We start from the raw sequence: 24,807 nt of genomic DNA on the forward strand, positions 1-24,807 counted from the left end.
TTTAGGAGATTATGAAAAAGAAAAGTTTTAGGATGGTTATAGTATATAAAGCAAAGCCTAAAGTTTTCTTAAAGTAGAAGAAATATCTTGTTCTTCACTTTAATTCATTTTCTCAGTCGCTACACCATTTTCATCAATGACATAAGTTTTGCCATCTTTTTCTAGTGTTGCTTTGGTTGTGATTGGAGAACCGTACAAATCTTTCCCTAATGAGGTTGATTTTTCAAAGTGATAGAGCTTACCGTCAATTTCCTTCCAAGTTGGTTGGTAGGAAGATATTATCTGAGGCTCAAGATAGCAGAGATAGCCTTTATCAGTGCGGTAGAATCCTGTTCGAACGATTCCATTTTCGTCTGAAATGTAACCGGATTTAGTTTCATTACGTAATAATTCTGCGTAAGAACCGAAAAGATAGGTCTTTCCATCTATGGTTTCTGTTTTATTGATATAGCGATATTGGTTGCTTGGATCTAGGTAATAAGTCTTACCGTCAATTTCTCTCCACCCGGTTAATAGTTTTCCTTCTGAATCGGCAAGATATATTTCACCAAATAATTTAGCTGAACCATCAACTAGGAGTTGCCCATCTCGAGTGAAGTAATAATAATTTCCGTCGATTAGAAGCAACTCTTCTTTAGCTTGAAGACCATTTTCCTTAAAGTAAACACGGTGATTATCTAGTGTATACCAGCCAAAAACTTGAGCTCCATCATTGCCAAAGTAGAGCTTAGAATAGTAATTGTACGGATAGAATGCATTACGGAGGAGTTCACCATTGTTTTCAGCGAAATAGTAGTACTTCCCATCTATAAGGATACGCTTACCTTTTATTTGCTTACCACTGCCATCAAAGTAGAGTTGGACACCGTTAATGGTTTGCCAGCCAGTAGCTAATTGGCCCTTATCTTTGAGATAAGTCCAATCGCCATCCTTGTCCTGAACAAAGGTGTTGCGTAGAGATGATGTGACATGTCCTTCTTCATCAATGTTATAGGTAACACCACCAAGCTCAATGGTACGGTTAGTCCATAAAGCTCCGCTATCTTTATCGAAGTAGTAGGTATCCCCATCGATGTCAACCAAAGTTCCTTTGGCTTGCTTGCCATCTTTATCAAAGTAGAGTTGGACACCATCAATGGTTTGACGACCTGTTAGGAGTTTCCCATCTTTGTCGTAGTAGTACCAGTTCCAAAAGTCGTCGCGAATAAACTGATTTTTAGGTGTAACTTCAGTTGAGATTCCCTTGTCATCAAAGGAATAGACTTTGTCATCAACTTTCAAAGTTGTATTAGAGACAATAATTGTAGGACGCATACCAGCAGTAGGTTCGACGTAATCTCCATCTGTCAATCGGTAACGTTGCCCATTGATTTCCTCCCATGAAGGCTTAGTGACACTTTTTACTTCTGGTTGAAAGTAGTGGAGTTGACCATCAATACCTCGTTGGAATCCTTTTAAGACAATTCCGTTTTCATCAGTGCCATAGATTCCATTAAAAATACCTTCATTGTTATAGACAACAGGTGCAAAGTAGGCTTTAAGGCTATTTTTTTGGACTACACTATTAATGACAAAATAATCTTTATTTTCAAAAGTGATAATACCGTTTAGGACAACTCCATTTTCAGAAAAAATGTATTCCTTACCATCAATTATATGTCTACCGGTTTGAATGACGCCGTCAGCATCAGTGTGGTAAGTTGTTTTACTAGAGAAAAACATAGAAGGTCTTTCAACGATGCCATACGTGTTCTTAACCAATTGACCGTCATAATCAAACAAATATTTCTTCCCATCAATGGTTACGACATCGTTTTGAGCTCTCAGGCCGTCTGATTGGAAGTAGTAGCGTTTGTTATCGATTGTATGCCAACCTGTAACGGGAGCACCGTCCTCTCCTAGATATTCAAAGAGGTGCGTATACATTGGATTGGTCCTATAACCATTAAAGATGATATGTTCATACCATTGATTAGTCATTAAGGCACCATTATGATAGGCAAAATAGTAGTGCTTGCCGTCGATTTCTTGTTTTTGTCCTTTGACTTGTTTACCATCTTTATCAAAATAAAGGATGACACCATCAACATTTTGCCAACCCGTCAATTTTTCACCATTGGCAGTGTAGTAATACCAGTCTTGTTGGTTATCAGATTGGAAATGACCACCAGTTACAACCTGGGTTGGTAGTTGCGTTTTTTCGGTAAGGATGCCATCAGCATCTGCTAAATAGGTTTTACCGTCTACCTCAATGCTTGTATCAGTTACTTTACGCCCATTATCTTTGTCGTAGTAGTAGTCTTTGCCATCAATGGTCACCTTTTCACCTTTTGCCTGGATGCCATTGTCATGGAAGTAGAGGTTAAAGCTGTCGATGGTTTGTGGGCCTGTTAGTTTGTGGCCTTCGCTGTCTAGGTAATACCAGTTGCCTTGGTCATCAGAAGTGAACTTGCCACCTTGGGAAGGTGTTTCTTGTGAAGGAGTTACGTTATCGCTTTTTTCAGATGTGGTTTCAACACTTCTATCGGTTGTAGCTGTCTCACCAGATTGAGCGGGTTTAAGCTTTTTATCAGTCTCGTCAGCAGGCTGTGTAGCAGTTGTTTCTGTTGGCTGAGTAGCGACATTCGTAGATGTAGTGTCAGAAGATACTGCTTCACTAGAAGCTTTCTCAACAGTAGTGCTTGTTGGAGCTACTTCGGTTCTTGTTATAAGGCTAGCACTTGTCTCAAGATTGATGTCAGAGACGACATTTTCAGGACTGTTAACAGCAGTCGTTTCTGGTTTGACTTCATCAGCTCCGACCTGTCCTAGTCCAATTAGTGAAGCTCCGATAGCCAAACTTGAAGCAGCGATTGTAATCCAATGTTTCTTAACTTTATGAAGCTTGAAACGAACTTTGTTTTCCATAAATTTCCCCCTTATTATGGTGACTTGGCATACTCACATCGTGAAAGAATCAACGAGATTAATACCAAAGATTAATTTATGATTATATCTTACCCTTATTTTCTAACAAACTCAATAGAAAACGCATACATAATTATAGTTTCAATAAATAGTGCAATAGAGACGTTTGAGAGAAGTAGATGTTTACACAAAAAAATCCAGGACCTGAGCCCTGGATTTAGGAGATTATGAAAAAGAAAAGTTTTAGGCTTTTACCCTTTAATTCACTTTCTCAGTTGCCACACCATTTTCATCAATGACATAAGTTTTGCCATCTTTTTCAAGGGTTGCATTGGTTGTGATTGGAGAACCGTTAAGGTCTTTACCTAATGAAGTTGATTTTTCGAAGTGATAGAGCTTACCGTCAATTTCCTTCCAAGTTGGTTGGTAGTAAGAGATTACTCTTGGCTCAAGATAGCAGAGGTAGCCTTTATCAGTACGGTAGAATCCTGTTCGAACGATTCCATTTTCATCCGAAGCGTGTCCGTAGTTAGTGTCATTTCGTAACAATTCTCCGTAAGAACCGAAAAGATAAGTCTTTCCGTCTATGGTTTCTGTTGTGTTAGAGTAGCGATATTGTTTGCTTGGATTTAGGTAATAGGTCTTACCGTCAATCTCTCTCCAACCGGTTAATAATTTTCCTTCTGAATCTGCAAGATATAAACTATTATATGATTTAGCGGAACCATTAACAAGAAGTTGGCCATCTTGATTGAAATAATAATAATTTCCGTCAATTAAAAGGACATTATCTTTAGCTTGTAGACCGTCTTCCTTAAAGTAAACACGGTAATCGTTTATTGTGTACCAGCCAAAAACTTGTGCTCCATCATTGCCAAAGTAGTGAATATATGAATTAAAGGAATGGAATGCATTACGGAGAAGTTCGCCACTGTTCTTATCGAAATAGTAGTATTTTCCATCTATAAGGATACGTTCACCTTTGATTTGTTTTCCAGTGCCATCAAAGTAGAGTTGGACACCGTCAATAGTCTGCCATCCAGTAGCTACTTGCCCTTTATCCTTGAGGTAGGTCCAGTCACCATCCTTATCTTGAACAAAGGTATTTCGAAGTGACGATGTCACACGTCCTTGATCATCAATTTCGTAGGTCATTCCATTGAGAGTTAGACTACGATTGGTCCACATAGCCCCACTATCCTTGTCAAAGTAGTAAGTGTCACCATCAATGTCAATCAAAGTACCTTTAGCTTGTTTACCGTTAGCATCAAAGTAAAGTTGAACACCATCAATGATTTGACGACCAGTTAGGAGCTTGCCATCAGCATCGTAATAGTACCAGTTCCAATTGTCATCACGAACAAATTGGTTTTTGGTCGTAAACTCAGTTGCAACTCCCTCATTATCAATTGTGTAGGTCTTGTCATCGACTTTCAAAGTATCATTAGTGAGGATAATAGTGGTGTACATACCAGCATGGTGTTCAGGAAGATACCATTTTGTTAGACGATAGCGCTTACCATCGATTTCTTTCCATGTAGGTTTATTAACACTTTTTACCTCAGGTTGGAAGTAGTGCAGTTGACCATCTAAGCCTCGTTGGACACCCTCTAGGAGGACACCGTTTTCATCAGTTCCATAGATTCCAGTGAAATTAATTCCACCCAAAATTTCGTTTTTAGAAAAGAAGGCTCCAAAATAGTTTTTTTCTATTTTACTATCTTTGACTAGATAAAGTTTGCCGTTATAACCTATGACACCATCGACAACATGACCATCTGAAGCAAAGACATACTCTGTTCCATCGATAATTTGTTTACCAGTTAGGACTTCGCCATCTGCATTAGTTCGGTAGGTATATTTAAACCTCACTTTAGACCCTGGCTTAACAACATCGCCATAAGCATCCTTGACTAATTGTCCCTTAGGATCAAATAGATAATTCTTACCATTGATTGAATAGATACCATTATGTGCATAGAGACCGGTCTCAGTGAAGTACAAGTGTTTTCCATCAATATCTTGCCATCCAGTCACAGCAGCGCCATCATTTCCGAGATAGTATGAACGGTAGTCCTTTGATGCAGGACTAATTCCACCAACATTGACTGAGGCCCATTGATTTTTAACCATACGTCCGTTGGTTTTATCAAAGTAATAGGTTTTACCATCAATCTGAACAATTTCATCTTTTGCTTGACGACCGTTTTTATCGAAGTAAAGTTGGTAACCATCAATGGTTTGAAGTCCTTTAACAGCGTGGCCCTTTTCATCACCATAATAAAAATTAACCCTTTCAGGGAAGATGAGATCTACTTTATCCCAAATAAAGGAGTTTCGAGCTAGTCGTCCTCTCTCACCAAAGACATAGGTTGTGTCTCCTACATTAACCGCTACATTCTTAAGCAGTTCGCCATTTTCATCAAAATAGTGAATGAAACCAGCTGCTGTTTTAACGAGACCTGTGGCACGTATGCCATCTCGGTTGAAGTAACTAGTATGGTAAATGTAGTTTGTTTTATACCGTGAGATAATCTGTTTTTCAGACCAATTACGGTAAGAATTTTTGAGAAGGGCACCGGTGTTTTGATCTAAGTAATATGTTTTACCATCAACTGTGATTTCTTGACCTTTGAGTTGTTTCCCATCATTGTCAAAATAGAGTTCAACACCGTCCACATATTGGAAACCAGTCAATTTTTCACCTTGTGAAGTGATATAAGACCATTCCCCCTTATCATTGGCTTCAAAATGTCCACCAGTAATGTTTGTAGGCAGTTTAGTTCTCTCTGTCACAACCCCATTCTCATCTATTTGATAATGTTTTCCATCTTTATCGAGGTAGCAATTGACTAAGAGCATACCAGTATGGTCATCTAAATAATAGTTCTTTCCATTTACCTCAACAAATTGGCCTTTGACCTGTTTTCCATCTTCTTGGAAATAGTATTCGCGATCTTCTACATTATTCCATCCAGTGAGTTTTTTTCCGTCCTTGGTGTAGTACCAATTGCCTTGATCGTCGGATGTGAATTTTCCTTGAGTGATAGAGATTTCTTGTCCTGATAATGGATGCTCACTAACCTCAGTAATCTCTGACTTATTTTCATTTGTATTTTGCTTGTCGGTGACAGGTTCCGCGCTCCTATCAGCAATAGTTGTTTCACTAGATTGAGCGGTTTCAACCTTTTTATCAGTCTCGTTAGCAGGCTGTGTAGCAGTTGCTTCTGCAGGCTGACTAGCCACATTAGTAGATGTAGTGTCAGTAGAGACTGCTTCACTAGAAGTATTCCCGACAACAGTACTCGTTGGAGCCACTTCGGTTCTTGTAATGAGGCTAGCACTTGTCTCAAGATTGCTGTCAGAGACGACATTTTCAGGACTGTTAACGGCAGTTGTTTCAGGCTTGACTTCATCAGCTCCGACCTGTCCTAGTCCAATTAGTGAAGCCCCAATAGCCAAACTTGAGGCAGCGATTGTGATCCAATGTTTCTTAACTTTATGAAGTTTGAAACGAACTTTGTTTTCCATAATTTTCCCCCTTATATGGTGACTTGGTAAATTCATGTTGTGACATTTAAAACAACATGAAAACCAAAATTAATTTACAGTTATATTTTAATCTTATTTTCTAATAAACTCAATAGAAAACGGATACAAAAACGCCATGATTTTATAAAAAGATTCTTATATTCGTGATAGTTATAGCCTATAAAAGAGTTTTCCTAATTTATTTATTTTTTCGTCTATAGATATGCTTGAAATGGTAATTGTCCCCATACAGTTTGGGAAATAGAGTCTTTTTTTCAAAAATCATCCTGTGTAAAATAAAGGGCATAAAAACATGAGAGGTGATTGCAATGACAAATCGTTACGACTTAAATAAAAATTTGGCACAGATGCTTAAGGGGGGCGTCATCATGGACGTTCAAAATCCTGAGCAGGCACGTATTGCTGAAGCGGCGGGAGCAGCTGCGGTCATGGCCTTGGAACGCATTCCGGCTGATATCCGTGCAGTAGGTGGTGTGTCACGTATGAGTGATCCTAAGATGATTAAGGAAATTCAGGACGCCGTTAGTATTCCGGTGATGGCTAAGGTGCGTATTGGTCATTTCGTTGAAGCACAGATTTTGCAGGCGATTGAGATTGATTATATCGACGAGAGTGAGGTTTTGACACCGGCTGATGATCTTATTCATGTGGACAAAACCAAATTTGATGTGCCTTTCGTCTGTGGGGCCAAGGATCTTGGTGAGGCTCTTCGTCGTATCTCTGAAGGGGCATCAATGATTCGTACCAAGGGTGAACCTGGTACTGGTGATATTGTTCAGGCTGTTCACCACTTGCGACTCATGAATCAAGAAATTCGCCGTATTCAAAATCTTAGAGAAGATGAACTCTATATTACTGCTAAAGACTTGCAGGTGCCAATTGATTTGGTTCGTTATGTCCATGAACATGGCAAGTTGCCTGTTGTCAATTTTGCGGCAGGTGGTGTAGCGACACCAGCGGATGCTGCCCTAATGATGCAGTTGGGGGCTGAAGGTGTCTTTGTTGGTTCAGGGATTTTCAAGTCAGGAGATCCGAAAAAACGTGCGGAAGCCATCGTCAAGGCAGTGACTAACTATAATCGTCCCGATATTTTGGCGCAAGTGTCAGAAGATTTGGGTGAAGCCATGGTTGGTATCAACAAGGATGAAATTGACATCTTAATGGCAGAGCGAGGAAAATAGATGACAAAAATTGGAATACTGGCTTTGCAAGGTGCTTTTGCAGAACATGAGCAGGTCTTGAAAGCACTTGGGGTTGAAACGGTTCAAATCAGAAATCGACAGGATTGGGAAGCTCACGCTGATTTGGACGGGCTCATTCTACCAGGGGGAGAGTCGACAGTCATGGGGAAACTCTTGCATGATTTAGACTTGTTTGAGCCGATTAAGACGAAAATTGATACGGGGTTACCTGTATTTGGAACCTGTGCAGGTCTGATTTTGTTGGCCAAAACCATAGTGGGAGACCAAACAAAACATTTGGCAAGTATGGACATCACTGTAGCCAGAAATGCCTATGGTCGCCAATTGGGCAGTTTTGTCACAGATGCTGAATTTAAAGGAATAGGCGAGATTCCAATGGTCTTTATTCGTGGGCCAATTATTGAAGCTGTTGGACCAGAAGTGGAGATTCTAGCACAAGTCAATGGGGCTATCGTGGCAGCTAGAGAAAAGCAGATGATAGTGACATCTTTTCATCCAGAATTAACGGGTGACGAAAGGGTACATGCTTATTTCCTAGATATGATCCATCAGGCAAAAGAAGAAAAGCAATAGCTCAAAACCTATGACATCGTTTATTTCTTGACCGCACAAAAAAATCCAGGACCCGAGCCCTGGATTTAGGAGATTATGAAAAAGAAAAGTTTTAGGATGGTTATAGTATATAAAGCAAAGCCTAAAGTTTTCTTAAAGTAGTAGGTGAGTATTTTTAAGAATTAACTATTGACCGTCTGACCATCCTATGCCAGTGGAACTATCATTGGGTACAACGTAATCATTAAGATTCATACCTGTTTGACTGTTATAGCCATTTCTATCAAAGAAACTGTGGTACTCAGGACCATCTTCAGGATTTCCGGATTTTTTCTCAAAGATATTTTCTCCAGTAAGCTTGTTATAGCCATTTGCATCAATATTACTGAGGTATTCAGATTGTTTTTCGCTAGAAGCAGTATTTGTAGTATTTTCGGTGGTAGAACTAGAGACAGTACCTGAATTCTTTTGAGTAGATTGTGTTGTTACGTTAGTTTGAGTACTAGTTTCAGAGCTATTATTGGTTTCAGTTTTTTGACTAGTTTCGCTTGTATCTCCATCTTTAATCTCAATCAACTTTTGATAAATCTTTTGAGTTAGGTCATTTTGTTGTGTAGCAGTCAATCTTCCAGAAGTTCGGATGATAATCGTACCATAAACATAATGAGATCCAGGATTTAACATAGCTGGGAGTCCGTCGAAAGCACTCAAATACTCATTTCGTTTTTGTGCATCTTCAACTGTTTTGTAGACTTCGATATTGCCACCAGCATCAGTTCCTTTAGTTACAATATCCTTTCCTTCAATAGTGTCAGTAACTAAACTATCAGTAAAATACACGGATGCTGTGTAACTACCTTGTTTATTCAATCCCTTATTTGGATCATTATCTTCGGTTGCTGACTGAACTCCTGTAATGGTATCAATTTCTTTAAGTCTACTTTCGATAAAGCTACTAGAAGGGTTGGTTATTTGTTTTAGTTGTTTAACACTTGTTGAATACTTTTGATTTAGCTCATCGAGTTTCTTTATTTCAGTTGTATAATCTAACGGTTTTTTAAGTACTTCTACCTGTTTGTTAATGTCACTTGTTGACTTTTTGATCTTAGGAATTTTTCGTTTTGCTTTCTCAGCAGAAGTGATTTCATTTTTTAATTCAGAGGAAAGATTTTCATCTAAAGGTTTGTCTTTATTACTTAGGAGTTGATTTGCTGTCTTTATTTTATCTTCTAAGAGATTATTCTTATTTTTTACCTTTTGAGCAATATTATTGAAGGAGTCGACTGCCTTTTGATGGGGAGCAAAGGCTAGAAAATAATAAGCAGCAATAAGACAGAGAATTGGAATAAGTCCCCAGAGAGCATTTTTCTTGAGTTTATTTTTCAATTAATTACCTCCAAATATATGTTTTATAAATAAAAAAACAATTTTTTAATTATTCTAAATACTATACGATTTATTATACTTGAATTTTAGTATAATAGGAACCTTTTTTTGCTTTCCGAGTTAGTACTTTTTAAGTTAAACACAAAAAAATCCAGGACCTAGGCCCTGGATTTAGGAGATTATGAAAAAGAAAAGTTTTAGGATGGTTATAGTATATAAAGCAAATCCTAAAGTTTTCTTAAAGGGGAAGAAAAAGTTTACTTGTGATATAAAAAAGGAAGTTGACAGTTGGTCGACTTCCTTTTTAGTGATTCCTAAATGAGAGTAATCATGCGATATCAATAGTTGTTATTTGAATTATATTCCTAAACTTCACCAGGTCCCATCAAATGTCCATTACCGTCAGCATCGAATTTGAAGGCACCAGTGTTTGTTCTAACAATGGTATTTTCAGCGCGTGCCCCATTCTTAGCATCGTAATAGTGGACAGTTCCGTCATCGTCAAATTTGAATTCACCTCTAAGTTGTCTACCATTTTGGTCGAAGTAAACATGGATGCCGTTTAAGGTTTGAGGTCCTGTCAGTTTATCCCCTTTAGCATCAACATAGTAGTAGAAATCTTCACGATCTAAATCTTTACTTTCTCTTGGGTACTGTCCATCCTGACCTACGATATCATTTCCAGGAATGGTAATAGTGAAGTGGAAGATGCGGTCACCATCGAGATTTCGGTAATTCCAATTGTAGACGTGGACAAAGCTATTAGTGACGAGAGCACCAGAGTCTTTATCATAATAGTGTCCATCAGGGGCGAAGCGTCCCTTGACTTGTGCCCCATTAGGAAGGAAGTAAAAGCGACTATTTCCAAAGGTTTGAGGTCCTGTTAATGGCTTACCATCAGCATCGAGATAGTACCAAGCAGTAGTATAGACATTTTGATTGTTGATATCATCACGACCAATATAAGTCAAGATTTCTTTAAAAGCATTTGTTACGAGAGCACCAGAATCTTTGTCATAGTATTTACCATTTGGTGCAAAATGTCCCTTGACTTGTGTACCAGTGAAATCATCAAAGTAGACTTTAACACCATCGATAGTTTGTTCTCCCTTGAGTTTATCACCTTTATCATTGACGTAAACCCAGTTGCCATCTTCAGTTTCAAGATAGCGTTTTGTTACAAGTGCACCAGAGTTTTTATCGTAATAGCGACCATCCTCTGCAAAACGTCCTTTGACTTGTTTGCCATCCTTGTCAAAGTAGACTGGAATGTTGTCAACGAAGTTGAGACCGATGAGGTTTTTACCGTTTGCATCCTTGTAGTACCAGTTGCCCTGGTTATCACTATAATAGTAACCACCAAAAACTCGTGGTGCCTTGTCTAGGGAGACGGTAGGTGTAGGAGTGACGGGGGTATCTATTTCTTCACCAGGTTTCATCAAATGTCCATTACCATTTGCATCGAATTTGAAGGCACCAGTATTTGTTCTAACAATGGTATTTTCAGCGCGTGCACCGTTTTTCGCATCGTAGTAATGAACAGTACCATCTTCGTCAAATTCAAACTCACCTCTAAGTTGTCTACCATTTTGGTCGAAATAGACATGGATGCCGTTTAGGGTTTGAGGTCCTGTCAGTTTATCCCCCTTGTCATCTACGTAATAGTAGAAATCTTCGCGATTCAAATCATTGCTAGAAAGTGGGTAATGACTCATATCCAAAAATTGGTTTTCACCGTTAGGTCCAACGACTGAATTATTAGGAATGGTGATGACAAAGTGATTCACACGATTTCCGTCTTGATTTTGATAATTCCAGTTGTAGACATGGACAAAGCTGTTAGTTACAAGCGCACCAGAGTCCTTATCATAGTAATGTCCGTCAGGTGCGAAACGTCCCTTAACTTGTGCCCCATTAGGGAAGAAGTACATGTTTGTTCCACCAAGATTTTGAGGACCTTTAAGAGGTCTTCCATCGGCATCGAGGTAGTACCAATCAGTAGTATAGATATTTTGATTGTTGATATCATCACGACCAATATAAGTTAAGAGTTCTTTAAATGCCTTGGTTACGAGAGCCCCAGAATCTTTGTCATAGTATCGGCCATCCTCTGCAAAACCACCTTTGATTTGAATACCGTCTTGACTAAAATAAACAGGAACATTATCCACATAGTTCAGCCCGACAAGATTTTTGCCATTTGCATCCTTGTAATACCAGTTACCATTATCATCACTATAATAATGTCCACCAGAAATATGAGGTGCATTTTCAAGTGTTACAGAAGGTGTGACTGGCTTTTCATTTTCATCGATTGGGGCAGGTTGTTCACTGTTTTTTGTAGGTGTTTTTGTTTCTTCAACAGTAATAGGTTCATTGACTTTTTCTACCGAAGTTTTTGTAGTAGAGGCTTCTGAAGTTGCCGTTTTAATAGGTATAGCTTTATTGGCCTCATTATCTTGATTGCTATTACCTTGTTCAGAAGTGATTTCTACTGGTGATTCGCTTGCTAATTCAGATGATGCGGCTTCACTGCTAGGAGCTTCACTAAGAACCGTACTTGTACTAGTAGGTAGCTCAGTATTAGTTGAGATAGGATTTGTAGTAGGTGCTTTGACCTCTACATTAGTTACTACAGTCTCTTGTGCAGGTGCAAGAATCTCAGTTGGTTGACCTGTAGCTTCAGGTATTTTTACTTCATCCGCAAATGTAGGGCGTGCGACTAAAGTAAAAGTAGCTAGAGCAGTTGCGCAGGAAAGTGCTACGACGTGTTTCTTGGACATTTGCCAATGATAATTCATTTCAGTATTCATAATAGACTCCCTTCAAAAATGAACACCGATGTTTAGGTGTGTAACATAAAGGAGCTAGGCCGTCAGAAGAATGTTAAAAGTGAGCAAATCCATTAAAACGACTGAGCCCCATATCTAAATCTCTCAGGGTATGGCCATAAGACGATTTTATAGGCGAGCACGTCAAATGTGTGGCAAGGAGAATATGCTTATGCTGTGTAATTTATATCTAGAAATAAGTGATTTTACTTATTTATCCTAATACTTTTATTTCTCTCCTTTCGTTTAATTATTGAATCCAACCTATGGCATATGTAAAAAACTAGAGCTTTTAGATTGAAGCATTCTCTCTAGAGCTCTAGTTTTGTATTATAGACAGATGTGTGTATGAAAAGAGCCTTAGATTATCATGCCAAAGTGCCTAAGGACCAGTTTTCATGCATAAAAAATTATTTTGACGTTAGAAGTCTAAAGCCAAGTTCCTAATCCTAATCCCCTGTAGTACACTTTCAACGTTTTTAGTAAAACGCTTACATGCTCACCTATCTTTATTATAATACTTTTTTTATGACAAACAAGTTTTTTTACAAGATAATCGTAATTGTTTAAGAATAGTTCATATTTGGATTCTATTTGTAAGACAGTTATTGATGATATAAAAAAGGAAGTTGACAGTTGGTCGACTTCCTTTTGTATTTTTTTAAAAAACATTTAGACAAACATACTTACTATAATAAGATAAATCTCACAATTGAGTAGGACGTCCGTTTTCATCAAAGTGATAGGTTACGCCGTTAATGGTACGTGTCTGATTAGTAACTAGCTCGCCAGAATTTTCATCATAATAGCGAGTTCCTTTATAATCTGAGATAAATTGTCCTTTGACTTGTTTACCATTATTTCTGAAGTAGAGATGTTGTCCGTTTATAACCTGATCGAAAATAAGCGCTTTTCCGTCAGGACCAAAGTAGTACCAATCTCCCCCCCAGTTAAAGAATTGGTTAGTTAAAGCAGCACCTGTCTCAGCATCAAAGAAGTATGTAGGTGCAGCTTTTGAAGTGCTATTATAGTAATTTTCATTATAAGGGTTAACTAATAAGCCACGGACTTGATCATAATAATGCCCATATCTTGATTCTGGTCCATCAGAGAAATAATAGATCTTACCATTAATCTCTCGTAGCCCTTTGACTTTTCGACCGTTTTCATCAAGGTAAAACCAATTATTGCCTGATTTTATGAGACCGGTTTTGTGGATAGCAGCACCTGTTTCTTCATCATAATATGGAAGAGTGTTGTAGGGTCCTAATCCACCTCGAATAACTTCACCCCAAGAATAAACACAATAGTCTTTTCCATCTATTGTCATTCTACCGAAATCCCCATTACTATCAAAGTAGTATAATTTGTTTCCGGCCTTGAAAAATGTATTTTTAGGGATTTCTTGCCGAGCACCAGTGTCTTTATCATAGTAATAGCCGTCCAAAACAAGGTCCTTAGCTTGACCACCGAAGTAGTAAGGGTGGAAATAGACATTTACACCATCGATGGTCTGAGACCCTTTTAGTAAGATTCCCTGATCATTAGCATAATACCACTTGCCTTTATGGGTAAAGTAACGACCTTTGACTAGGGCGCCAGAATCTTTATCGAAGAATTTTTCAGCCGGAGTATAGCTAGCATGATCCTTTTCAGTAATTAATCGTCCATCTTTAGTAATGAAGTTACCTTTAACTTGAACACCAGTAATAGTGTCGAAATGGACTTGTACACCATCAATAGTTTGCTCTCCTTTTAGGATTTTACCTTCAGAACCAATATAATACCAAGCATCGTTGATTTGCACATAGTGATTCTTTCCTAAATCAGTCTTGGCACCGGAGTCTTTGTCGTAGAAGTAACCGTCTTCGTCAAATCCACCTTTAAGTTGTTTACCATTTTGAGGGTTGAAGTAAACGGCTACATTATTAATGATTTGAGCTCCTTTGAGGCGTTTACCTTTACTATTTACATAGTACCAATCTGATCCGACTCGTACATAGCTATTGGTTACAAGAGCTCCAGTGATACCATCATAGTATTTGCCATTCACAGCGAAGTCACCTTTTATCTGAGCTCCCTTTTGTTTGTCAAAGAAGTACTCGGTATTTTTGATAACGGCTAACCCTTTAACGGGCCTACCCTCATCGTCGATATAGTACGTTTTATCTTTGACTGTAATGAATTGATTATAAATTAATCCTCCAGTATCTTTATCGTGGAACCTGCCATTAGAGTCAAATGTTCCTTTTGCTTGTACACCATTGTTATCAAAATAGACATCAACACCATCAATTGTATGGTATCCTGTTAAGATTTTTCCGTCATTACCAACATAGTACCAATTTTCTTTGATTTGGACGTAACGGTTTTTACCAAGGTCAACGAGATTACCATCTTGATCATAGTACCGTCCTTCAGCAAAATTATCGAATATTTGCCAACCACCGTAATTGTTAGAGTAATTTCCTAATTCGTGGAAGTACACTTGCTTTCCATCAATGGTTTGAGGTCCGGTTAATGGTTGTCCTTGATTATCCAGATAATATCTCTCGTTTTGACCAGTAGTACCATTATAGGCAATAACGTATTGATTTTTGACTAAGGCACCGGAATCCTTATCATAATAGCGGAAATTCTTACCTGAATAATCAGATATGAATCTGCCTTTGACTTGGACACCAGTGTTCTCGAAGTAAACATCCATACCATTAATCGTTTGTCTGCCTGTTAAAATTGTGCCGTCATCTCCAGCATAGTAACAATATCCATTTAAGTGGAAGAAGCGGTTTGTTCCGAAATCAACTTGTTTACCTTTATCATCATAATAACGACCATTTTCGGCAAATTTATTAAAAACTTGTTCAGGTTCAAAATAATACAATGCACCATTGATTTCTTTGACACCAGTAAACTTATAGCCGTTTTCATCAATGTAATAGGTTTTATCACCATACATATTCACAACATGATTGGTGACGAGCCAACCATTATTTTTGTCGTAAAAACGGTTATCAGCTGCAAAGTGCCCTTTAACTTGTTTGCCATCAGTGTCAAAATATACATTCACGCCATCAATGGTTTGAGGTCCTTTTAAAATCTTGCCATCTTTACCAATGTAATACCAGTGTGTGTGAAGTTGGTAATAGCGATTGGTACCTAAATCAGTTCGTTTGCCTTCTTTATCATAATAATAGCCATCAGGACCAAATGCGTCTTTGATTTGTGCAGGTGAAAAGTAATACCAAGCACCTCCAATGTTTTTTTGACCTGTAACTCTATTACCATTTTCATCTACATAGAAGTCGTATATTGAATGAACAAAGCGATTAGTCACCAAGGCACCAGAATCCTTGTCATAATAATGCTCATCACTAGCAAAGTCACCCTTTACTTGGATACCATCATAATTACCAAAATAGACTTTAACACCGTCGATAGTTTGAGCACCTTTTAAAATCTTGCCATCATTTCCGATGTAGTACCACTTATTATGTAATTGAAAATAGTGATTAGTACCGAGGTCAGTCCGTCGACCATTTTCGTCATAATAACGACCTTCAGGGTCGAATGACTCTTTTAACTGGGCGCCAGAATCGTTAAAGTAAGTCCACTCTCCATTAATTTTTTGATGACCGATAAGCCTATACCCTTCTTTGTTTACATAGTAGGTGTTATAGCCATCATTGACATAACTGGACGTAACTAGAGCACCAGAATCTTTATCGTAAAAGTGTTGATCTAAGCCAAATCTTCCTTTTACTTGTCTACCTTTATAATCAAAATAAACCTTAACACCATCGATAGTATGACCACCAATGTAGTCATCGCCATTTTCATTTCTATAATGCCAAAAACCATCATCGTCAGTGTAATACTCACCACCTGTAACATTTTCCACTCGAGAAGACCATGGTGGAGGTGGGTAAATACCTCTGTCGGTAACATCTATAGTACGGTCTTCATGGGATTCAGTGTCCGAAGTTTTTTCTGTCACACTTGTTGCGACAGATGATTTAGATTCTGAATTATGTGTTTCAGAGGCTGAAACAAATGTGCTTGTGACTTCAGAGCTTGGTTTTTCAGAGACTGTTTCTGTTGAAGCCGCTTCAGAGCTGGCCACTGGTGCTTCTGATACTGTGGCAGCCTCACTCGAAGCGGTAGCAGGTGTGTTTTCTGTAGGTTCGACTGTGGCTTCACTAGTCGCTGGAGCATCGACGTCAATAGCACCTTCTTTGATGATAGCTTCAACAGTTGCTTCATTAACAGGGGTAGGTTGTTCCTCAGCTGAGGCATAGTTAAGGCCAGCAAAACTCAATCCCAAAGCAAGTCCAGTCACTGCAATAGTTACCCAATGTTTTTTAACTTTGTGAAGTTTAAAATGTACTTTCTTTTCCATGATAATTCTCCTTTCATTTTAAATCTGTCATTTTAAGAAGGAGTATTTATAACTTCATTAACTAATGAGTGTTCCGTTTCCGTCCGCATCAAAATGATAGGTTTCCCCTTTTATAGTAATGTCAATATTTGACAAACGGGCACCTGAGTTGGCATCGTAGTAGTGAATTTTACCATCGACGGTGACTAGCTCTCCCTTGGCTTGTTTACCGTTACTATGGAAGTAGACTGGGACATTGTCAATAGTTTGTTCACCGGTCAAGGCGTACCAGTTTGGACCAAAGTAATACCAACTACCTTCCCATTCATGGTACTGATTTTTAAGAGCAGCGCCGGTTGATTCGTTTAGATAGTAAATGTGGGTCCTGTAAGGGGTAATATCACTGTAATGCGCATAGATGAGCTCACCTCTACTTTGCATTCCGTAGTAGTATTTACGAGTAGGGAGTCCAAAATAGTAGAGTTCGCCATCGATAACTTGAACTGAGACTAATTTACCTCCCTTACCGTCTAGATAGTACCAGTGATTATCTTTGGTTTTGACGAAACCAGCTTTTGTGACCTTTTTACCATCAAATCCGATATAGTCTCCACTATCTCCGTGGCCTGTGAATTCTCCGAAGGCCTGATGACCATCTCCAACGATAAGATTCACTTCTTCACCATGAACAATATGTGTTCCTGAGTAAACTTTTCTACCATCTGGACCAACATAATAGCGTTTGCCATCGACTTCGACGATTTGATCACGGACAGCAGCACCAGTGTCTTTGTCATAAAAATGATCAGCATTAGCAAAAATACCTTTGGCTTGGACACCGTCTTTATCAAAATAGACCTCTACACCATCTATAGTTTGAGCACCAATTAATTTATCGCCCTTATCATTGACATAGTACCACTTGCCATCTTTTTCGACATAACGGTTGGTAACGAGGGCACCAGTGTCTTTATCATAATAATGGCCGTTTGGCGCAAAGTCACCTTTAACTTGGACACCATCATCATAGAAGTAGACATTTACAAAATCAACAGTTTGAGCACCGATTAAGAGGCGACCATCTTTATCGCTGTAGTACCAGTTGCCTTCGTCATCAGACCAATAACGATTGCTAACCAGTTGACCACTGTCTTTTTGGAAATAATAGGTATTGCCATCAAGAATGACAAAGGCATCCTTGGCTTGAACCCCATTAGGGTAGAAGTAGAGTGTGAAGTTGTCAACAATTTGTTTACCAGTAAGTGCTTTACCATCTTGACCAAAGTAGTACCAATTACCCATTTTGTCAGAGGCAAAGGCATTGCGCGTGATTTGACCACTATCCTTAGCAAAATGATAGGTACTACCATCAATCTGACGGGTATCGTCTTTGACTTGTTTACCATCAGCATCAAAGTAAACGTCTACATAGTCAATAGTTTGTAGACCAGTAAGCGCCTTGCCATCCTTAACATAGTACCAGTTACCTTGGTCATCGCTAGTGTATTGACCGCCTGTAACTACTGTTTTTTCGACTACTTCAGGGCTAGCACTCACCTCAGAATGTGCAGTTTCAGAACTAGCTGCTTCCGAACTAGCTGTGCTTGTCACTTCAGAGCTTAGTTTTTCAGAGACTGTTTCTGTTGAAGCAACTTCTGAGGCAGCTACTGGTGCTTCTGATACTGTGGCAGCCTCGTTTGAAGCGGTAGCAGGTGTGTTTTCTGTAGGTTTAGCTGTGGCTTCATTAGTTGCTGGAGCCTCGACGTCAATGGCGCCTTCTTTGATGATGGCTTCAACAGTCGCTTCATTAACAGGGGTAGGGTGTTCTTCAGCTGAAGCGTAGTTAAGGCCTGCAAAACTCAATCCTAAAGTGAGTCCTGTCACTGCAATAGTTACCCAATGTTTTTTAACTTTGTGAAGTTTAAAATGTACTTTCTTTTCCATGATAATTCTCCTTTCATTTTAAACTTTTTACATATCAAAAAATAAGGGCTGTCATAAGAGTTTATGAAAAGTGAGCATTGGGTAGAGTCCCTAAAGTTGTGGGGCAATTTTTTAATGACAATCCTTATTTTTCCAAGTCTCCTCATTTTTTGTATTGTGAGGCTGTTCAAGGCAAACATGAGTCCTGATGAAATGATTCTAGAAAAACGAGAGCCGTTCGAAATTTTCCTCCTTTCTAAGCATGGAAAATCTCGTTTATTTTGGGTTTCTAAGACACAAAAAACTAGAGCTTACTAGTATGAGGCGTCCTTCTAGAGCTCTAGTTTGAAATAATGCTGTATTTTTTAGAAATGAGCCCTAGTTTGATGGTTCAAAGTGACTCAGGAATGGTCATCCTACTATGATTCTTATTTAGGCACTAGGCAACTAATGCCAATCTTTTAGATAATCCCCAAGTGTCCTTTGAAGCAAAATTAAAACGCTTACACGTCCACCTAGTTTCATTATAATCCTTTTTTAAGAATAAACAATAGAAACTAATAGAATTATCAAAAATGTTAAAGAAGTGACATAAAAGATTCTATATTTAGTTTCGTTAGTCAAATAAGAATTCACCTGTGTAAATCATTTATATTTTTAATTTTTGCTCCTCATAGATAGATCATGGTCTTAGTCAGATGAAAAAAAGTAGTCTTTCTATCTAAAAATTTCTTTTCAGAATTATCTTTTTAAGGGTTACTTCTCTCATAGTTTTGCTATCTCTTAAGGTTAATTGAAGCTTACTTTAATGTTCAAAAGCCTTTAAGGATAAGCATTTGAAGGTGTTTGAAAATCGAAAACTTTCTATTTAGGACCTCACATGCGGTGTAAGGTCTCATTTTCAGTAATCAAAGTTAATAAAACTGAGCGCGTGGCAGAGATTTATGAAGAAAAGATGACTTTTTCCTTTTTGTAATTTATCTGAATATATCATAGAGTAGAGACAACAACAGAAAAAGGATGATTGATATAGATGGAAAATAAGGTACGTTTTAAACTACACAAGGTTAAGAAAAGCTGGGTGACTATCGGGGTGACGACCCTCTCAATGGTTGCCTTGGCAGGTGGAAGTCTGCTAGCTCAAGGAAAAGTAGAGGCCGATGAGACAAGTACGCCAAATGGTGATGGTCTGCAGCAACTGAGTGAGGATGGCACTGCCAGTCTAGTGACGACCACAACTGTTACTGAGCAAGCGAGTGCCCAAGCAAGTGTGTCAGCAGTAGCAACAGCCAGCGTAAGTCACGAAACAAGCTCTCAGGTGGTGACAAGTGCGGTTAGTCAAGAGGCAACTGCTCAAGCACAAAACAGTCAAGTTGCCAGTCAGGAAGTGGCAGTTTCTTCACAAACTCAAGTTAGCACCCAAGAAACACAGACCGCTGGACAGGCCTCACAAGGTCAGGCAACTGTTCAAGAAAGAACTCAGTCCACTCCTAGAGTATTGACCAATGCAGCGCCATCAATCGCCACACGAGCTGCTGATAGCACTATTCGTATCAATGCCAACCGCAATACGAACATCACAATTACGGCCAGCGGTACGACACCAAATGTAACCATTATCACAGGGCCAAACACGCCTAAACCAAACGTGACGGTGACAAGTCCAAATGGCACAAGACCAAATGTGACCATTGTAACGCAGCCAAATCAACCCAACAAACCTGTTCAACCAAGTCAACCGTCTCAACCTAACAAGCCGGTCCAACCAAATCCGCCAAGTCTTGACTATAAACCAGTAGCCTCTAACTTGAAGACTATCGATGGCAAGCAGTACTATGTTGAAAATGGCGTTGTGAAAAAGAACACAGCGATTGAACTTGATGGTCGTCTTTATTATTTCGATGAAACTGGAGCGATGGTAGATCAAAGTAAACCTTTGTATCGTGCCGATGCCATTCCAAATAACTCTATCTATGCGGTTTATAACCAGGCCTACGACACGTCAAGCAAGAGTTTTGAACACTTGGACAATTTCTTGACGGCTGATAGCTGGTACCGTCCAAAACAGATTTTGAAGGATGGGAAATATTGGACAGCTTCAACTGAGAAAGATTATCGTCCCCTTTTGATGACTTGGTGGCCAGACAAGGTGACACAGGTCAACTACCTCAACTATATGAGCCAACAAGGGTTTGGTAATAAGACCTATACGACAGATATGATGAGCTATGACTTGGCAGCTGCTGCCGAAACGGTTCAACGAGGAATCGAGGAACGTATTGGTCGTGAGGGCAATATCACATGGCTTCGCCAGTTGATGTCAGACTTCATCAAAACACAGCCTGGCTGGAACTCAGAGAGTGAAGACAATCTCTTAGTTGGTAAAGACCACTTGCAAGGAGGCGCTCTGACCTTCCTCAATAATAGTACGACGAGTCATGCCAACTCAGACTTCCGTCTCATGAACCGCACACCGACTAACCAAACGGGGACACGCAAATATCATATTGACCGTTCAAATGGTGGTTACGAGTTGCTCTTGGCTAACGATATCGACAACTCTAACCCAGCTGTTCAGGCAGAGCAACTAAACTGGCTCCACTACATCATGAACATTGGTTCTATCCTTGGCAATGATCCAAGTGCCAACTTTGACGGTGTTCGTATCGATGCGGTGGACAATGTGGATGCGGACCTCTTGCAGATTGCTTCTGACTACTTCAAGGAAAAATACCGTGTCGCAGACAATGAAGCCAACGCTATTGCCCACTTGTCAATCCTTGAAGCTTGGTCTTACAACGATCATCAATACAACAAGGATACCAAGGGTGCTCAGTTGTCTATCGACAATCCACTACGTGAAACGCTTTTGACGACTTTCTTGCGTAAGAGAAATTACCGTGGCAGCTTGGAGCGCGTGATTACTAACTCTCTTAACAATCGTTCAAGTGAGCAGAAACACACGCCACGTGATGCCAATTATATTTTCGTGCGAGCCCATGATAGTGAAGTGCAAGCTGTTTTGGCTAATATCATCAGCAAGCAGATTAATCCAAAAACAGATGGTTTCACCTTCACTATGGATGAGCTCAAACAGGCTTTTGAAATCTACAATGCGGACATGCGCAAGGCTGATAAAAAGTACACCCAGTACAATATCCCAGCTGCCTATGCCACAATGTTGACCAACAAGGATAGTATCACTCGTGTTTACTACGGTGATCTCTTTACCGACGATGGCCAATACATGGCTGAAAAATCACCATACTATAATGCCATCGATGCCCTGCTCCGTGCTCGCATCAAATATGTAGCAGGTGGTCAAGACATGAAGGTTACTAAGCTTAATGGCTATGAAATCATGTCATCTGTGCGTTATGGTAAAGGAGCAGAAGAAGCCAACCAGCTTGGTACTGCCGAAACACGCAACCAAGGAATGCTCGTCCTTACAGCCAACCGTCCAGATATGAAGTTGGGAGCAAATGATCATTTGGTGGTCAATATGGGAGCTGCCCACAAAAATCAGGCTTACCGTCCATTACTTCTCAGCAAATCGACAGGTCTTGCGACCTACCTCAAGGATTCTGATGTGCCAGCTGGATTGGTTCGCTATACGGACAATCAAGGGAACTTGACTTTCACAGCAGACGATATTGCTGGTCATTCAACCGTTGAAGTTTCAGGTTATTTGGCAGTTTGGGTGCCAGTAGGTGCTTCTGAAAACCAAGATGCCCGCACCAAGGCTTCGACAACTAAGAAGGGTGAGCAGGTCTTTGAATCATCAGCAGCTCTTGATTCACAAGTCATTTACGAAGGCTTCTCAAACTTCCAAGATTTCGTTAAGACACCAAGTCAGTACACCAACCGTGTCATTGCTCAAAATGCCAAACGCTTCAAAGAGTGGGGAATCACTTCCTTTGAATTTGCGCCACAGTACGTGTCTAGCCAAGACGGCACTTTCTTGGATTCTATCATTGAAAACGGCTACGCCTTCGAGGACCGTTACGATATTGCCATGAGTAAGAACAACAAATACGGTTCACTCAAAGACCTCATGGATGCCCTTCGTGCCCTTCACGCAGAAGGTATCTCAGCCATTGCTGACTGGGTTCCAGATCAAATTTACAACCTTCCTGGAAAAGAAGTGGTAACAGCTTCACGTACCAACAGCTACGGCACACCACGTCCAAATGCCGAAATCTACAATAGTCTCTATGCAGCTAAAACACGTACCTTTGGAAATGACTTCCAAGGCAAGTACGGTGGTGCCTTCCTTGATGAATTGAAGGCAAAATACCCAGCTATCTTTGAGCGCGTGCAGATTTCAAACGGCCGTAAATTGACAACCAATGAGAAAATCACGCAATGGTCAGCCAAGTATTTCAATGGAAGCAATATCCAAGGTACAGGGGCTCGCTATGTCTTGCAAGACAACGCAACAAACCAATACTTCAACCTGAAAGCAGGTCAAACCTTCCTTCCGAAACAAATGACTGAAATCACAGCAACTGGTTTCCGTAGGGTTGGAGATAAGGTCCAATACCTCTCAACGAGTGGCTACCTTGCTAAGAATACCTTCATTCAAATCGGTGCCAACCAGTGGTATTACTTTGATAAGAACGGTAACATGGTCACAGGTGAACAGGTCATTGATGGTAAGAAATACTTCTTCCTAGACAATGGTCTCCAGCTACGTCATGTCCTTCGCCAAGGCAGTGATGGTCACGTCTATTACTACGATCCTAAAGGAGTTCAGGCCTTCAATGGATTCTACGACTTTGCGGGTCCTCGCCAAGATGTTCGCTATTTTGATGGCAACGGTCAAATGTATCGTGGCCTCCACGACATGTATGGCACAACCTTCTATTTCGATGAAAAGACAGGTATTCAAGCCAAAGACAAGTTCATCCGCTTTGCGGACGGTCACACACGTTACTTCATTCCAGATACAGGAAATCTCGCAGTCAACCGTTTTGCGCAAAATCCTGAGAACAAGGCTTGGTATTACCTCGATAGCAACGGTTATGCCGTGACAGGACTCCAAACCATTAACGGTAAGCAGTATTACTTTGACAATGAAGGCCGTCAGGTTAAAGGACACTTTGTCACTATCAATAACCAACGTTACTTCCTTGATGGCGATAGTGGTGAAATTGCCCGTTCACGCTTTGTGACGGAAAACAACAAGTGGTACTATGTCGATGGCAATGGTAAGTTGGTTAAAGGTGCTCAAGTCATTAATGGTAATCACTATTATTTCAACAATGATTATAGCCAAGTCAAGGGTGCCTGGGCCAACGGCCGTTACTATGATGGTGACTCGGGTCAGGCCGTAACCAACCGCTTTGTCCAAGTTGGTGCCAACAAATGGGCTTACCTCAACCAAAATGGTCAAAAGGTAGTTGGTCTCCAGCATATCAATGGTAAACTTTACTACTTTGAAGGCAATGGTGTCCAAGCTAAAGGGAAACTTCTGACTTACAGAGGTAAGAAATACTACTTTGATGCCAATAGTGGTGAAGCTGTAACCAATCGCTTCATCCAAATTTCTCGTGGTGTTTGGTATTACTTTAACGCCTCAGGCCAAGCCGTAACTGGTGAACAAGTCATCAACGGCCAACACCTCTACTTTGACGCTTCTGGCCGTCAGGTCAAAGGCCGTTACGTCTGGGTTAAAGGCCAACGCCGTTACTATGACGCCAATACTGGAGCTTGGGTCAGAAAACGATAAGTAGGTAGAAAAAATGTATTTTTGGGACTATCCCAGAAACTTATAGATTGAAAATCAGTAGCTTTCCACATAATTTCAAAACTTTTAAGTACTTGAAGTATTTTCCTTCAAGTACTTTTCTTTTATCATTTCCCCTCGAAATGTCTAGTGGATTGTAAACAAACAATGAGTTTGATTAATAGATTCCTAAATAAACTACTTACTTTCGCTTTAAACTATACTCAGTCCTCTAATGAAGGGGGAGCTAAAATGGCTAAACATCGGATTTTCTGTGTGAATTTAAGAAAATCCGAACATATTTTTGGTAACGTTTTCTAACATATAAAAGCTATTGGTATCTATCTT

At 39.7% G+C, this 24,807-nt stretch carries 9 protein-coding genes; 3 read left to right on the top strand and 6 right to left on the bottom strand.

Going from position 1 to position 24,807, the window contains the following annotated elements:
* Window positions 1-99: 99 nt before the first annotated feature.
* Together H7T93_RS07635 and H7T93_RS07640 are read right to left on the bottom strand one after the other, a co-directional pair.
* Window positions 100-2,907, bottom strand: coding sequence for a KxYKxGKxW signal peptide domain-containing protein (locus H7T93_RS07635; protein ID WP_048790898.1), 2,808 nt, complete (start codon window positions 2,905-2,907; stop codon window positions 100-102).
* 258 nt (window positions 2,908-3,165) lie between these two features.
* Window positions 3,166-6,438 (bottom strand): KxYKxGKxW signal peptide domain-containing protein, encoded by a 3,273-nt coding sequence (locus H7T93_RS07640; protein WP_201041731.1) that lies wholly within the window; start codon window positions 6,436-6,438, stop codon window positions 3,166-3,168.
* Between the two features lie 329 nt (window positions 6,439-6,767).
* Between H7T93_RS07640 and pdxS the strand changes: the two genes are divergently transcribed.
* A complete protein-coding gene (gene pdxS, locus H7T93_RS07645) occupies window positions 6,768-7,640 on the top strand; it encodes a pyridoxal 5'-phosphate synthase lyase subunit PdxS (RefSeq protein WP_002883851.1) in 873 nt (290 codons plus the stop codon).
* Window positions 7,641-8,234 carry a pyridoxal 5'-phosphate synthase glutaminase subunit PdxT gene (gene pdxT, locus H7T93_RS07650; RefSeq protein ID WP_201041732.1) on the top strand — a complete coding sequence of 198 codons (594 nt, stop codon included), beginning with the start codon at window positions 7,641-7,643 and terminating at the stop codon, window positions 8,232-8,234.
* A 165-nt stretch (window positions 8,235-8,399) separates the two neighbouring features.
* Here the strand turns inward: pdxT and H7T93_RS07655 are convergent, their stop codons facing one another.
* The 4 genes from H7T93_RS07655 to H7T93_RS07670 all read right to left on the bottom strand — a co-directional run bounded on the left by H7T93_RS07655 (window position 8,400) and on the right by H7T93_RS07670 (window position 18,752).
* Window positions 8,400-9,599, bottom strand: coding sequence for a hypothetical protein (locus tag H7T93_RS07655; protein WP_048790901.1), 1,200 nt, complete (start codon window positions 9,597-9,599; stop codon window positions 8,400-8,402).
* A gap of 365 nt (window positions 9,600-9,964) precedes the next feature.
* Complete coding sequence (locus tag H7T93_RS07660) at window positions 9,965-12,412, bottom strand: glucosyl transferase (protein ID WP_201041733.1); 2,448 nt, start codon at window positions 12,410-12,412, stop codon at window positions 9,965-9,967.
* Window positions 12,413-13,136: 724 nt separating this feature from the next.
* On the bottom strand, window positions 13,137-16,829 hold the full coding sequence (locus H7T93_RS07665) for a KxYKxGKxW signal peptide domain-containing protein (protein WP_201041734.1): 3,693 nt from the start codon (window positions 16,827-16,829) through the stop codon (window positions 13,137-13,139).
* A 57-nt stretch (window positions 16,830-16,886) separates the two neighbouring features.
* The gene (locus tag H7T93_RS07670) at window positions 16,887-18,752 is read right to left on the bottom strand and encodes a KxYKxGKxW signal peptide domain-containing protein (protein ID WP_201041735.1); all 1,866 of its coding nucleotides are present in this window, start codon (window positions 18,750-18,752) and stop codon (window positions 16,887-16,889) included.
* 1,012 nt (window positions 18,753-19,764) lie between these two features.
* Between H7T93_RS07670 and H7T93_RS07675 the strand changes: the two genes are divergently transcribed.
* Window positions 19,765-24,462 carry a glycoside hydrolase family 70 protein gene (locus tag H7T93_RS07675; RefSeq protein ID WP_201041736.1) on the top strand — a complete coding sequence of 1,566 codons (4,698 nt, stop codon included), beginning with the start codon at window positions 19,765-19,767 and terminating at the stop codon, window positions 24,460-24,462.
* Window positions 24,463-24,807: the final 345 nt, after the last annotated feature.

The sequence above is a fragment of the Streptococcus sp. 9.1 genome, assembly GCF_016648815.1.
Taxonomy (GTDB): domain Bacteria; phylum Bacillota; class Bacilli; order Lactobacillales; family Streptococcaceae; genus Streptococcus; species Streptococcus salivarius_E.